Source organism: Azospira restricta (genome assembly GCF_016858125.1).
Taxonomy (GTDB): domain Bacteria; phylum Pseudomonadota; class Gammaproteobacteria; order Burkholderiales; family Rhodocyclaceae; genus Proximibacter; species Proximibacter restrictus.
Genome location: NZ_CP064781.1, coordinates 3,328,324 through 3,341,096 on the forward strand (window position 1 = coordinate 3,328,324; position 12,773 = coordinate 3,341,096).

The window sequence follows — 12,773 nt, forward strand, 5'->3', positions numbered from 1 at the left end:
GTTGGCAGGGAAGGACGCGCGCCGGGCGGGACCCCGGCGCTGCCGGCACTGTAGCAGGCCCCGCCGGAGCTGGACACTCCCGCCGGCGTCACTTTTCGAGGACGTAGGTGCCGGGTGCCGGACCGAGGTCCGGATAGCCGGGCGCCGCCGGCGACAGCGGCGCCACGCGCTCGCCGCAGCGCGGGCGCAGCCAGGCGACCCAGTCCTCCCACCACGAGCCGCTCTTCTTCTTCGCGCGCTCCTGCCAGTGCTCGAAATGCTCGTTGCGCTCCGGGTTGCCGACCCAGAAGCTGCGCTTGGGCGGATTCACCGGCGGGTTGACGATGCCGAGGATGTGCCCCGAGCTGGAGAGCACGAAGCGCACCGGCGCATTCACGTTCACGTACTTGCGGATGCGGTAGCACTGGCGCCACGGCGCGATGTGGTCGTCCTCGGCGGTGACCGCGTAGAGCGGCTGCTCAATGCGGTCGAGGTCGATCGGCTCGCCGGCGATGGTCAGCGCATCGCGCTTCATCAGGTTGTTGTTGAGGTACATCTCGCGCAGGTAGAACGAATGCATCGCCTGCGGCATGCGCGTGGTGTCCATGTTCCAGAACAGCACGTCGAACGGCGGCAGCGGCTCGCCGTACAGGTAGCTGTTCACGAAGTAGTGCCAGATCAGGCTGTTCGAGCGCAGCATGCGGAACGACGAGGCCATCTCGCTGCCGTCGAGGTAGCCCTTCTTCGCCATCGACTGCTCGAGCCAGCGGACGCTGCCCTCGTCGATGAAGACCTCGATGTCGCCCGGCTTGGAGAAGTCGGTCAGCGTCGTAAACAGCGTCCAGCAGGCGACCGGCACCTTGTCGGCGCCGTAGCGGCGGTTGGCCCAGGCCATGTAGGTGGCGACCAGCGTGCCGCCGATGCAATAGGCGGCGAGCGCCACCTGCGGCACCTTGTGCAGCTTGCAGACGAAGCGGACCGCCTCGTCCACGCCCTCGCGCAGGTAGTCGTCGAAGCTGACGCTCGCCATCTCGGGACCGGGGTTCTTCCAGCTGGTGATATAGACCGAGAAACCCTGTTCGGTGAGCCAGCGCACCAGGCTCTTCTTCGGCGTCAGGTCGAGGATGTAGTACTTGTTGATCCACGGCGTGACGATCAGCAGCGGCACCGCGTGCACGGTCGCCGCGGTCGGCGTGTAGTGGATCAGCTCGAGCAGGCGGTTGCGGTAGACGACGTGCCCCGGCGTCGTCGCCAGGTCGGTGCCGATCGTGAAGGCGTCCTCCTCGACCATGCGCACGTTCTTCGCCTGCAGGTCGCGCATGAAGTACTGCAGCCCCTGGCGCAGGCTCTCGCCGCGGCTGTCGACGAACTTCCGCATCGCCACCGGGTTGGTCCAGAAGAAGTTGGTCGGCGCCATCGCGTTCAGCCACTTGCGGAACCAGAACGCGGCGCGCCGGCGCTCCTTCTCGGACAGCCCCGGCGTCTCGTAGCACATGTCCTCGAGGCGGTGGGTAAACGCCAGGTAGGCTTCCTTGACGATGTCCCAGGTCGCCGACTCCTGCCACGCCGCGTCGGAGAAGCGCGTGTCGTCCTCGTTCGGCGCCACCACATCCTCGCTCTCGAAGCCCATCGCGCGCCGCATCACGTGCGTCTGCAGCGCGAGCACGTCCTCGGACAGCGCGGTCATCGCCCGCATCAGTTCCTGCGGATGCATCAGCCAGGCGGCCTGGGCGTTGAGCATCGAGGTGGTGACGCCGAACGGGTCGACCTGTTCCTCGATCGCGCTCGTCAATTCCTCGAGCGGACTGGTGCCGTTCAGGCGGGCGCCGCGGCGGCCGCGCCCCGAAGAATTCCCGTTAGCCATGACACACCTGCCGATCCGTTGTCATCAACCTTGAATCATAAGGGCATTTCCGCCCGGTAGCCGGGAATTTCGACGTTCTCCCAGCCGAGCTGGCTGCGGATCGCCTCGGCGAAGGCGCCGGCCGCCGCCGGCTCGCCGTGCACGACGTAGGTGCGCGCCGGCGGCTGCCGGAAATGGCGCAGCCAGCCGAGCAGCGCCGCCTGGTCGGCGTGCGCGGAGAGGCCGCCGATGGTGTGGATGGCCGCCCGCACCGGCACCTGCTGGCCGAAGATGGCGACCGAGCGGGCGCCGTCGACCAGGCGGCGGCCGAGCGTGCCGGCGGCCTGGAAGCCGGTGATCAGCACCGCGCATTCCGGCCGCGGCAGGTTGTTGCGCAGGTGGTACTTGACCCGCCCGGCCTCGCACATGCCGCTCGCGGAAAGGATCACCGCGCCCGCGCGCACGTCGTTCAGCGCCATCGACTCCATCACGTCGGCGACGAAATGCACGTCGAGCTGGTGCGTGTGGTGGCGCTGCCAGTCGATCAGTTCGCGCGTCTCGGTGTCGAGCAGCGCCGCGTGGTGCAGCGTGATCTGCGTCGCCGCCTTGGCCATCGGCGAATCGACGTAGAGCCGCATCGGCGCCAGGCGGCCGGCGCGGATCAGCCCGGCCAGCACGTAGATCAGCTCCTGCGTGCGGCCGACGGCGAAGGCCGGGATGACGATGTTGCCGCGCTTCTCGCGCAGCGTGTGCGTGAACGCCGCGACCAGCTCGTCCTCGGTCTCCTGCAGCGAGCGGTGCAGGCGGTTGCCGTAGGTCGACTCGACCACCAGCACGTCCGCGTCGCGCAGCGGCGTCGGATCGTTGATCACCGGCCGCCCGGGCTGGCCGAGGTCGCCGGAGAAGACCAGCCGGCGGCCGCCGCTGCGGATCTCGATGATCGCCGAACCGAGGATGTGGCCGGCGTCGAAGAAGCGCACCTGCACCTCGGGGTGCGGCGAGAACGGCTCCTCGTAGGCCACCGGCCGCAGGTGCTTGAGGGCGTCCAGCGCCTGCGTCACCGAATAGAGCGGCTGCGGGCTGCCGCGCAGCGAGGCGTTGCGCCGGTGGCGGTGGCGCAGCTCCCACTCGGCGTCCTTCTCCTGGATGTGCGCGCTGTCGAGCAGCATCACCTTGAGCAGGTCGATGGTCGCCGCGGTGGTGTAGACCGGCCCCTTATAGCCGAGCATGGTCAACCGCGGCAGCAGGCCGGAGTGGTCGATGTGGGCATGCGTCAGCAGCACGAAGTCGAGCTTGCGCACGTCGAAGGGCAGCGCGCGCAGGTTCTTCAGGCGGGCATCGGGGCCGCCCTGGAACATGCCGCAGTCGACGAGGAAAGCGAGGCCCGGTCCGGTCACCAGATAGCAGGAGCCGGTCACCTCGCCGGCGGCGCCGAAGAACTGGATGTTCATCATGTGTCGATTGTTGCACCAATTGCCGTCGCCGGTGCGATTTCGCGCGCTCGCCGGCGCGGCGGCACCCCGGTTTTCCATATCGGCGCCGGCCTGCTAGGATGCAGACAGATGGAGCAGCATGCCGAACGTAAGGACTCAGAGGGGAGATACGCCATGTTCAAGCACATTCTTGTCCCGACCGACGGCTCCGAGCTGTCGCAGGAAACGGTGCGCCGCGCCGTGGCCTTCGCCAAGGAGGCGGGGGCGCGCATCACCGCCTTCTACGCCAAGCCCGAGTACCCGGTGACCTATTACGGCGAGGGCGCGCTGATCGACCCGACGACGCCGGAGAAGTTCGCCGAACTCGCCGACACCCAGGCGCAACAGGTGCTCGGCTTCGTCGAGCAGGCCTGCGCTGCGGCCGGGGTCGATTGCGCCAAGCTGGCGCTGACCAGCGACATTCCCTACGAGGCGATCATCCAGGCCGCCGAGCAGTCCGGCTGCGACCTGATCTTCATGGCCTCGCACGGCCGCCGCGGCATCAGCGGCCTGCTGCTCGGCAGCGAGACCAACAAGGTGCTGACGCACTCGCAGATCCCGGTGCTCGTCTATCGCTGACCGTCGGCGACGATGCGCGCGAGCTCGCGACCGTCGCGCGCGTCGCAGGCGACCAGCGCGCTCAGCGCGCCGATCAGGTAGTGCTTCTTCAGGGTGAAATCGACCGGGCGGGCATGCACCGCCTTCCAGAAGGTCGTGCTCTCGCCGGTCGCCGGCTCGCCGAGGCGGGCGATCGCCACCAGGCGCAGCGACGGCACGGCTGCCGCCCCCGCCGGCAGCGGCAGCACGAAGCCGGCGTCGCCGCGCGCATAGAAGCGATAGGGATTGTCGAAGGCCAGGAAATAGTCGTGGCGCCGCTCGACGCGCGTCTGCTGCGGCACGCCGACCTTCTCCTCCTGCACGTAGCTCGCGCCGTGCTCGGTCACCGTTTGCAGCGGCAGGAACTTCCAGCGGTAGTAGTCTTCGTCCTCGGGCCGCGTCTGCGGCTGCCAGCTCCAGCCCTCGGCGACGTCGTTGAAGGCCATCCCGTAGCGCAGGCCGCCGTCGGCATCGAGGGCGACGTCGGCGCTGGCGGCCAGGTCCACGGCGACGGCGATGGTCTGCCCCGCCCTCGCGGCGGCGGGCTGCGCCGCCAGCCGGGCATGCCAGTCGGCCGCCGTCGGCGGCAGCGCACAGGGCGCGGCGACGGACGTTTCGGCCGCCGCCGGTGCACCCGCGCAGAGCGCGGAAAAAAGAACGGCGGCCGCAGCCGCCGAAAGCGAATGAAGATTGAAGAGACGCATCGCCAAATGACGTCATCGACACCGCACATGCGGCAAGACGCATCCTAGGCTTGCGCCGGCGCCGCCAATATGATCTGGATCAAGCTTTCCCGCCGTCCGCCGTCGATTGCAGCAGGGCGTGACAGAACGCCCGCAGCGACGGCCAGGCGGCTTCGAGGTGCGCGGCGGCGGCCGGGCTGAGCCCGGTGCCGAGTTCGAAGCGCTCGCCGCGCACGCAGAGGACGTGCGCCGGCGGCGGCTCGCCGCCGACGACGCGGCGGTAGACGGCAAGCACCGCCGCCGGCGGAATCGCATGCGTGCTGTGCCCCGGCGTGTCGTCGGGCAGCACCGGCTGCAGCGTGAACGGCGCCGGCGTACCCGTGCCGGCGTCGATGAACAGCGCCGCCCGCCGCGCCTCGAGGTCGAGCGCGTGCTCGATCTGGAACTGGAAATCCTCGATCAGCGCGAACGATTCCGCCAGGCCTTCGGCGCGCAGCCAGGCGTCGAGCCGCGCGAGCAGCTGCGGCCCGAGCGCGTCGTCGCCGCGGCTCGGATTGCCGCAGGCGAGGATCACGAACGGCGCGCTCATGCGCCGCGGCTCAGCCGGTGCACGAGGCTGCCGTCGGCGTCGCGCAGCTCGACCGCGAGCGGCATCTTGCCGAGCGCGTGCGTCGCGCACGAGAGGCACGGGTCGTAGGCGCGGATCGCCACCTCGATGTGGTTGAGCAGCCCCTCGGTGATCTCGCGGCCGTGCAGGTAGCGCCGGGCGACGTGGCGGATCGCCTCGTTCATCGCCTGGTTGTTGTGCGTCGTCGACACGATCAGGTTGCACATCGTCACCAGGTCGTCCTCGCCGACGCGGTAGTGGTGGATCAGCGTGCCGCGCGGCGCCTCGATCATGCCGACGCCTTCGAAACCGCGCTCGCCGCCGGCCATCAGCTCGCCGCCGAGGAGATCCGGATCGTGCAGCAGGTCCTTGATCGTCTCCGCCGCATGCAGCATCTCGATCATGCGCGCCCAGTGGTAGCCGAGCGCGGCGTGCATCGGCGTGCCGCCGGCGTAGTCGAGGAACTCGCGGCGCTCGGCGTCGGCCAGCGGCGTCGGCATCGCATCGCAGTTCTGCACGCGGGCGAGCGGGCCGACCTTGTACCAGCCGTGCTCGTTGCCGAGCGCGCGGAAGTACGGGAACTTCATGTAGCTCCAGGGCTTCACTTCCTCCTGGATGTGCTTCTCGTAGTCGGCCTGGGCGACGCCGTCGAAGAAGATCGCCCCGGCGTCGTCGCGTGCGCGCAGGCGGCCGTCGTAGAGGTCCATCCGACCGTCGGCGCCGACCAGCGACATGAAGTGCGAGCGGAAGATACCGAAGCTGTTGTACAGCGCCGGGTCGGTTTCGTGCAGCTGGCGCGCCAGATGCACCGCGTCGCGCGCCCAGGCGACCATCTGGTAGGCGTCCCTGAGCAGCGTGTCGCGCTCCTCGATGCTGAGCGACTTGTTCACGCCGCCGGGAATCGCGCCGGTGCCGTGGATGCGCTTGCCCGCGGTGATGCGGATCGCCTCCTGGCCGAACTTCCGCAGCAGCACGCCGCGCCGCGCGGTCTCCGGGTGCGTTTCGGCGACGCCGACGATGTTGCGCCGGCCGACCTCGCTGTCGAAGCCGAACAGCAGGTCCGGCGAACACAGGTGGAAGAAGTGCAGCGCGTGCGACTGCAGGATCTGGCCGTAATGCATCAGCCGGCGCATCTTCTCGGCGGTCGGCGTCAGCCGCCGCGCGCCGACGATCGCGTCCATCGCCTTCGCCGCGGCGAGGTGGTGCGAGACCGGGCAGATGCCGCACAGGCGCTGCACCATCACCGGCACCTCCCAGTACGGGCGGCCCTGGATGAACTTCTCGAAGCCGCGGAACTCGACGATGTGCAGGCGCACCTGGTGCACCTTGTTGCTGTCGTCGAGCAGCAGCGTGACCTTGCCGTGGCCCTCGACGCGCGACACCGGGTCGATCGCGACGCGGCGCAGCTGCTCGGGATGCTCGGCGGTCTCCAGACGGTAGCTCATTGGTCGTCCTCAGTCGTAGTGCAGCAGGCCGAAGCCGAGCTGCGGGTCGCGGCCGGCGACGATGTCGGTCAGCGCCTTCCAGATCGCCTCGCCGGACGGCGGGCAGCCGGGCAGGAACCAGTCGATCTTCACCACCTCGTGCAGCGGATGCACCTTGTTCAGCGGCAGCGGCAGCTCGGGGTCGTTGGGGATCATCCCCTGCGCGATGCCCGGGCTGGTGTGGTAGACCTCTTCCAGGATCTCGGCGAGCTTGAGGTGGTTGCGCTGCGCCGGCAGGCCGCCGTTCACCGCGCAGGCGCCGATCGCCACCAGCTTCCTGCAGCGCGCGCGGAACTCGCGCAGCACCTGCACGTTCTCGGCGTTGCACAGGCCGCCCTCGATGATGCCGAGGTCGCACTCGCCGACCTCCTTGATGTCGGTCAGCGGCGAGCGGTCGAACTCGACCAGCTCGACAAGCTCGAACAGGTGCTCGTCGATGTCGAGGAAGGACATGTGGCAGCCGAAGCAGCCGGCAAGCGAGGTGGTCGCCACGCGCAGCTTCTTCTTCGCGGGTTCGCTCATCTCAATCCTCCGTCGCCGAGATCGGCGCCTTGTCGTAGGTACGTTCGCCGATCGGCACCGCGAAGCCGCGCCGCTTCCTCAGGATGACGCCGACCGGGCAGACCGCCAGCGCCTTGTCGTCGCTCGCCACGTCGGTGTCGGCCAGCCGGCCGCTCGCCGCATTGACGATCAGCTTCGTGCCGATGCCGCGTCCCGACAGCGCGAACACGCACTTGCCGTCGACGTCGCGGCTGGCGCGCACGCACAGCGAGCAGAGGATGCAGCGGTTGAAGTCGAGCAGGATCTCCGGATGCGAGGCGTCGACCGGCCGGCTCGGGTAGAAGTGGTCGAAGTGCGGCGTCATCATGCCGAGCTCGTAGGCGGCGGCCTGCAGCTTGCAGTCGCCGCTCTTCTCGCACGACGGGCAGAAGTGGTTGCCCTCGACGAAGAGCATCTGCAGCAGCGTGCGGCGCTCGCCGTTGAGCGCCTCGGTGTTGCTCTCGACCACCTGCCCGGCCGCCGCCCGCGTCGTGCACGAGGCCATGTGGCGGCCGTTCACGGTCACCGTGCACAGCTTGCACGAACCGTGCGGCTTGAACTCCGGGTGGTAGCACAGGTGCGGAATCCAGGCGCCGGCGTCGTGCGCCGCCTGGATGATGGTCTGCCCGTCGCGGAAGGGGATTTCCCGGCCGTCCAGCGTAAAGGTATCGCTCATTGTTCCTCCTCGGCGTGGATCGACAGGTGCGCGCCGGCATCGTCGCGGCCGGTCATCTGCCGCGCCGGCGCCAGCGCCCGGTCGAGGTCGAAGGCCGGCTCGAACGACGCGTTGGACAGCCGCCGCTCGTAGGCGGGCCGGAAGCGGGCGATGGTGTCGAGCACCGGGTTGCAGGCCGAGTGGCCGAGCCCGCAGTGGCTCATCTGCTGCAGGATGTGGTTCATCTTCTCGATCTCGGCGAAGTCGTACGGCGAGCCGTGGCCGTTGGCCAGCTTGTCCATCAGGTTCTTCAAGAGCGGGGTGCCGACGCGGCACGGCGTGCAGAAGCCGCAGCTCTCGTGCGCGAAGAAGTGGGTGAAGTTGCGCGCCACCTCGAACATGTCGCGGGTCGAATCGAAGACCATGAAGGCGCCGGCCGACGGCACGTCCTCGAAGGCAATGCGGCGGCCGAACTCGGCAGCACCGACGCAGGTGCCGGATGGCCCGCCGACCTGCACCGCCTGCGTGTCGGCGGTGCCGGCGGCGGCCAGCACCTCGCCGACGGAAACGCCGAACGGGAACTCGTAGATGCCGGGCCGCGCGACGTCGCCGGAGACCGACAGCAGCTTGGTGCCGGTCGATTTCGCGGTGCCGATGCCGGCGAACCAGTCGCCGCCGTGCTGCGCGATCAGCGCCGCGCAGGCGAAGGTCTCGACGTTGTCGACCACCGTCGGCTGCTCGAGGTAGCCATGCGTCACCGGGAACGGCGGCCGGTTGCGCGGCGTGCCGCGCTTGCCTTCGAGCGACTCGATCAGCGCCGACTCCTCGCCGCAGACGTAGGCGCCGGCGCCGAGGTGGATCTCGATGTCGAAGTCGAAACCGGCGATGCCGAGGATCGCGCGACCGAGCAGCCCCGCCGCACGCCGCCGCGCGAGCACGGCCAGCAGCGGGCCGAGCAGATGGCGGTATTCGCCGCGCAGGTAGAGGAAGCCGCGCGCCGCGCCGACCGCGTAGGCGGCGACGGTCATGCCCTCGAGCACGAGGTCGGCGTGGCTGGCAAGCAGCACGCGGTCCTTGAAGGTGCCGGGCTCGCCCTCGTCGGCATTGCAGACGACGATGCGCTGGCGGCCGGCGGCGAGCGGCGCATTGCGGCAGGCGTCCCATTTCAACGCCGTCGCAAAGCCTGCGCCGCCGCGGCCGCGCAGGCCGGCGCGGCGGATTTCCTCGATCACCGCGACCGGCCCGGCGAGTCCGGCCGGCAGGCCCTCGCGCCAGGAGCGGGCGTTCGACGCCTCGATGCCGTCGCCGGCGGCGCGGCCGTGCGCCGCACGCAGTGCGTCCCCCGGCTGCAGATCGTTGCCGAGCAGGACGCCGGCCTGGCGCACGTTGTCGGCAACGACGAACAGGTCGGTCGGCCAGTCGGCCAGCGGCACCTCGCCGCGGATCAGCTCGCACAGCCGGTCGATGCGCGCCGCATCGAGGTTCGGCACGGCGCGGTTGTTCACCAGCAGCGCCGGCCCCTGGTCGCCCATGCCGATGCACGAGGTGGTGTCGACGCTGACCAGCCCGTCCTCCGAGACCTTGCCCGACTCGACCCAGAGGTTGCGGCACATGCGTTCGCGCAGCGCGACGCTGCCCTGCATGCGCTCGACGATGTTGTCGGCGAAGAGCACGCGGTAACGGCCGCGCGGACGGGTGTAGAAGAAGCTGTAGAAGCCGGCCACGCCCTCGATCTTGGCGCGCGGCAGGTGCAGGGCGGCGGCCAGCGCGTCGATCAGCTCGGGCGAGATCCAGTCCGTTTCCTCCTGCGCCTCGCGCAGGATCTGGACCAGGGCGGTCGGATCGTTCCGCCAGCGCTGCAGGATCGTCGGCAACACCGCGGCTGGCGCCTTGCTCTTCTCACCCATGAGAGACTCCGGCAATATTTTCCCGCTATCTGGAAACACTCCCCGATTCCGGCAGCACCGGTTGCCGGGAAGGATCCCCGCTTCATGTGCGTCCGCATCATTTTCGCGGACTGGCCACAAAATTGCTTGGTCCGGCCTTGCAAGTTGTATGCCGCACTGCAGCAAACTATACTCGTCGAATCCCTACATTCACAGACCACGGAGCCCCGCATGTCAAGCGCCCACAGCGCCCCGCACGGCGAACAGTATTTGGAAAACCGCATTTTCAGCGAAATCCGGGTCGGCGACACGGCCTCGCTGATCCGCACGCTGCGCCCCGAGGACATCCAGCTGTTCGCGGTGATGACCGGCGACATCAACCCGGCCATCGTCGACCAGGAATTCGCCCACAGCGGCATCTTCCGCGAGGTCGTCGCGCACGGCATGTGGTCGGCGTCGCTGATCTCGACGGTGCTCGGCACGCAATACCCGGGCCCGGGGACGATCCTCGTCGACCAGTCGCTGCACTTCGTGCGGCCGGTGACGATCGGCGACACGATCACGATCACCGTCACCGTCAAGCACAAGTTCGAGCACAACCAGCACGTCGTCTTCGACTGCACCTGCACCAACCAGGACGACTTGCCGGTGATCCAGGGCAGCGTCGAGACGCTGGCGCCGCGGGACAAGGTGCGGCGGGCGAAGGTGACCCTCCCCGACGTCGTCATCGCCGACAGGCACGGCCGCTACGAGCAGCTGCTGGCCAAGGTGCGCGGCCTGCCGCCGATCGACATGGCGGTGGCCCACCCGTGCGACTACGAGTCGCTGAAGGGGCCGCTGCAGGCGGCCGAGGCCGGCCTGATCGAACCGATCCTGGTCGGCCCCGAGAAGAAGATCCGCTCGCTCGCCGAGGAGCACGGCTTCGACATCAGCCGCTTCCGCATCGTCAACGTCAAGCACAGCCACGAAGCGGCGGCGATGGCGGTGACGCTGGTCAGGAACGGCGACGCCGAGGCGCTGATGAAGGGCAGCCTGCACACCGACGAGCTGATGGGCGAGGTCGTCTCGCGCGCCGGCGGCCTGCGCACCGGCCGCCGCCTCAGCCACGTCTTCGTGATGGACGTGCCGACCTACCCGAAGCCGCTCCTGATCACCGACGCCGCGATCAACATCGCGCCGACGCTGGAAGAGAAGGTGCACATCATCCAGAACGCGATCGACCTCGCGCACATCCTCGGCCGCCCGGAGCCGAAGGTGGCGATCCTGTCGGCGGTGGAGACGGTCAACCCGAAGATCCAGTCCACGCTCGACGCCGCGGCGCTGTGCAAGATGGCCGACCGCGGCCAGATCAAGGGTGGCATCCTCGACGGCCCGCTCGCCTTCGACAACGCGGTGTCGATCGTCGCCGCCAAGACCAAGGGCATCAAGTCGGCGGTCGCCGGCGACGCCGACATCCTGGTCGTTCCCGACCTCGAATCGGGCAACATGCTCGCCAAGCAGCTGGAATACCTGGCCAACGCGCTGACCGCCGGCGTCGTCCTCGGCGCCGCGGTGCCGATCGTGCTCACCAGCCGCGCCGACACCGCCGAGACGCGCACCGCCTCGTGCGCGATCGCAGCGTTGATCGCCCACGCCAAGCGCAAGGCGGAATGATGCCAGCCACGACCATCCCCCCGACCCCCTGCCCACGGCAGGGGGCGATTACGGTTCGGCCGCTGGCGCGGCCTTCGCGCATTGTCTCGCTGCCTCCTTGGGGCGGCCCGGCGGAGGCAGCATGAGCCGCGCCATCCTGACCATCAACGCCGGCTCGTCGTCGATCAAGTTCGCGCTCTACGCGCTCGATGGCGAACTGGCGCGCCATCCCTACCTGAGCGGCCAGATCGACGGCCTCGGCGCCGCCGCGCGCCTGGTGGCGAAAAGCGCCGCCGGCGAGCGCATCGCCGACGATGCGCTCGCCGAAGGCATCAAGCATGCGGCCGCCTTCGACGCGCTGCTCGGCTGGCTCGATGCGCATCAGCAGAACTCGCGGCAGATCGTCGCCGTCGGCCATCGCGTCGTGCATGGCGGCGAGCGCTACTCGCAGCCGGTTCGCCTCGACGCGGAAACGATCGCCGCACTCGAGCAGTTCGTCGCACTGGCGCCGCTGCACCAACCGCACAACCTCAACGGCGTCAAGGCGCTCGCCGCGCGGCTGCCCGGCGTGCCACAGATCGCCTGCTTCGACACCGCCTTCCACCGCACGCAGCCGGCGCTGGCGCAGTTGTTCGCGATCCCGCGCGCGCTGACCGCCGAAGGCGTCCGCCGCTACGGTTTCCACGGCCTGTCCTACGAATACATCGCCCGCGTGCTGCCCGAGCACAGCGCGCGCGCCGACGGCCGCGTGGTCGTCGCCCATCTCGGCAACGGCGCCAGCATGTGCGCGATGCGCGGGCTGCGCAGCCAGGCGACGTCGATGGGCTTCACCGCAATCGACGGCCTGATGATGGGCACCCGCACCGGCGCCCTCGACCCGGGCGTGGTCCTCTACCTGATGCAGGAGAAGGGGATGGACGCCAAGGCGATCGAGAAGCTGCTCTACAAGGAATCCGGCCTGCTCGGCGTGTCCGGCATCAGCCAGGACATGCGCACGCTGCTCGCCAGCGACGACCCGCACGCCGCCGAGGCCGTCGACCTCTTCTGCTACCGCATCGTGCGCGAGATCGGCGCGCTCGCCGCCTGCATCGGCGGCATCGACGCGCTGGTGTTTACCGGCGGCATCGGCGAGCACGCCACCGAGGTGCGCCAGCGCGTCTGCGCCGCGCTCGGCTGGCTCGGCATCGAGCTCGACCCGGTCGCCAACGGCAGCGGCCTGCGCCGCATCAGCACCGCCGGCAGCCGTACCGAGGCGCTGGCGATCCCCACCGACGAGGAGTGGATGATCGCGCAGCACACCCGCGACCTGCTCTGACCACGCGTCGAGCGCGCGCCCCGGCATCGATGCCGGGGCCGGCGAGACGAAGCGCAAGCGAGGAATCGGCGGCCCCCGTT

Annotated in this window: 11 protein-coding genes; 3 read left to right on the forward strand and 8 right to left on the reverse strand. The window is 69.4% G+C overall.

The window, feature by feature from the left end:
• Window positions 1-88: 88 nt before the first annotated feature.
• Window positions 89-1,843: a PHA/PHB synthase family protein gene (locus tag IWH25_RS15885; RefSeq protein ID WP_203386738.1), complete on the reverse strand. Its 1,755-nt coding sequence runs from the start codon at window positions 1,841-1,843 to the stop codon at window positions 89-91.
• Window positions 1,844-1,878: 35 nt separating this feature from the next.
• Complete coding sequence (locus IWH25_RS15890) at window positions 1,879-3,273, reverse strand: MBL fold metallo-hydrolase RNA specificity domain-containing protein (protein WP_203389282.1); 1,395 nt, start codon at window positions 3,271-3,273, stop codon at window positions 1,879-1,881.
• A 156-nt stretch (window positions 3,274-3,429) separates the two neighbouring features.
• Between IWH25_RS15890 and IWH25_RS15895 the strand changes: the two genes are divergently transcribed.
• On the forward strand, window positions 3,430-3,873 hold the full coding sequence (locus IWH25_RS15895) for a universal stress protein (protein ID WP_203386739.1): 444 nt from the start codon (window positions 3,430-3,432) through the stop codon (window positions 3,871-3,873).
• On the opposite strand, the gene IWH25_RS15900 is transcribed toward IWH25_RS15895, so the two are convergent.
• The 6 genes from IWH25_RS15900 to IWH25_RS15925 form a co-directional block, all read right to left on the reverse strand.
• Window positions 3,864-4,595, reverse strand: a complete 732-nt coding sequence (locus IWH25_RS15900; RefSeq protein WP_203386740.1) for a hypothetical protein — start codon at window positions 4,593-4,595, stop codon at window positions 3,864-3,866. The two genes, IWH25_RS15895 and IWH25_RS15900, sit on opposite strands and share 10 nt — an antisense overlap.
• A 79-nt stretch (window positions 4,596-4,674) precedes the next feature.
• Window positions 4,675-5,163 (reverse strand): hydrogenase maturation protease, encoded by a 489-nt coding sequence (locus IWH25_RS15905; RefSeq protein WP_203386741.1) that lies wholly within the window; start codon window positions 5,161-5,163, stop codon window positions 4,675-4,677.
• Window positions 5,160-6,626 carry a Ni/Fe hydrogenase subunit alpha gene (locus IWH25_RS15910; protein ID WP_203386742.1) on the reverse strand — a complete coding sequence of 489 codons (1,467 nt, stop codon included), beginning with the start codon at window positions 6,624-6,626 and terminating at the stop codon, window positions 5,160-5,162. The genes IWH25_RS15905 and IWH25_RS15910 overlap by 4 nt, the downstream gene beginning before the upstream one ends.
• A 9-nt stretch (window positions 6,627-6,635) precedes the next feature.
• Complete coding sequence (locus IWH25_RS15915) at window positions 6,636-7,187, reverse strand: NADH-quinone oxidoreductase subunit B family protein (RefSeq protein ID WP_203386743.1); 552 nt, start codon at window positions 7,185-7,187, stop codon at window positions 6,636-6,638.
• A 1-nt stretch (window position 7,188) separates the two neighbouring features.
• Complete coding sequence (locus IWH25_RS15920) at window positions 7,189-7,881, reverse strand: 2Fe-2S iron-sulfur cluster-binding protein (RefSeq protein ID WP_203386744.1); 693 nt, start codon at window positions 7,879-7,881, stop codon at window positions 7,189-7,191.
• Window positions 7,878-9,767: an NAD(P)H-dependent oxidoreductase subunit E gene (locus IWH25_RS15925; protein WP_203386745.1), complete on the reverse strand. Its 1,890-nt coding sequence runs from the start codon at window positions 9,765-9,767 to the stop codon at window positions 7,878-7,880. Before IWH25_RS15925 ends, IWH25_RS15920 begins: the two co-directional genes overlap by 4 nt.
• A gap of 210 nt (window positions 9,768-9,977) precedes the next feature.
• On the opposite strand from IWH25_RS15925, the gene IWH25_RS15930 reads away from it, so the two are divergent.
• Complete coding sequence (locus IWH25_RS15930) at window positions 9,978-11,399, forward strand: bifunctional enoyl-CoA hydratase/phosphate acetyltransferase (RefSeq protein ID WP_203386746.1); 1,422 nt, start codon at window positions 9,978-9,980, stop codon at window positions 11,397-11,399.
• 121 nt (window positions 11,400-11,520) lie between these two features.
• Window positions 11,521-12,693 (forward strand): acetate/propionate family kinase, encoded by a 1,173-nt coding sequence (locus IWH25_RS15935; protein ID WP_203386747.1) that lies wholly within the window; start codon window positions 11,521-11,523, stop codon window positions 12,691-12,693.
• The last annotated feature ends 80 nt before the right edge of the window (window positions 12,694-12,773 follow it).

Excerpts from the sequence above, each read along its gene's own strand:
- IWH25_RS15890 (WP_203389282.1), bottom strand. The coding sequence starts at position 3,273 with ATGAACATCCAGTTCTTCGGCGCCGCCGGCGAGGTGACCGGCTCCTGC.
- IWH25_RS15920 (WP_203386744.1), bottom strand. The coding sequence starts at position 7,881 with ATGAGCGATACCTTTACGCTGGACGGCCGGGAAATCCCCTTCCGCGAC.
- IWH25_RS15900 (WP_203386740.1), bottom strand. The coding sequence starts at position 4,595 with ATGCGTCTCTTCAATCTTCATTCGCTTTCGGCGGCTGCGGCCGCCGTT.
- IWH25_RS15910 (WP_203386742.1), bottom strand. The coding sequence starts at position 6,626 with ATGAGCTACCGTCTGGAGACCGCCGAGCATCCCGAGCAGCTGCGCCGC.
- IWH25_RS15930 (WP_203386746.1), top strand. The coding sequence starts at position 9,978 with ATGTCAAGCGCCCACAGCGCCCCGCACGGCGAACAGTATTTGGAAAAC.
- IWH25_RS15885 (WP_203386738.1), bottom strand. The coding sequence starts at position 1,843 with ATGGCTAACGGGAATTCTTCGGGGCGCGGCCGCCGCGGCGCCCGCCTG.
- IWH25_RS15895 (WP_203386739.1), top strand. The coding sequence starts at position 3,430 with ATGTTCAAGCACATTCTTGTCCCGACCGACGGCTCCGAGCTGTCGCAG.
- IWH25_RS15915 (WP_203386743.1), bottom strand. The coding sequence starts at position 7,187 with ATGAGCGAACCCGCGAAGAAGAAGCTGCGCGTGGCGACCACCTCGCTT.
- IWH25_RS15925 (WP_203386745.1), bottom strand. The coding sequence starts at position 9,767 with ATGGGTGAGAAGAGCAAGGCGCCAGCCGCGGTGTTGCCGACGATCCTG.
- IWH25_RS15905 (WP_203386741.1), bottom strand. The coding sequence starts at position 5,163 with ATGAGCGCGCCGTTCGTGATCCTCGCCTGCGGCAATCCGAGCCGCGGC.
- IWH25_RS15935 (WP_203386747.1), top strand. The coding sequence starts at position 11,521 with ATGAGCCGCGCCATCCTGACCATCAACGCCGGCTCGTCGTCGATCAAG.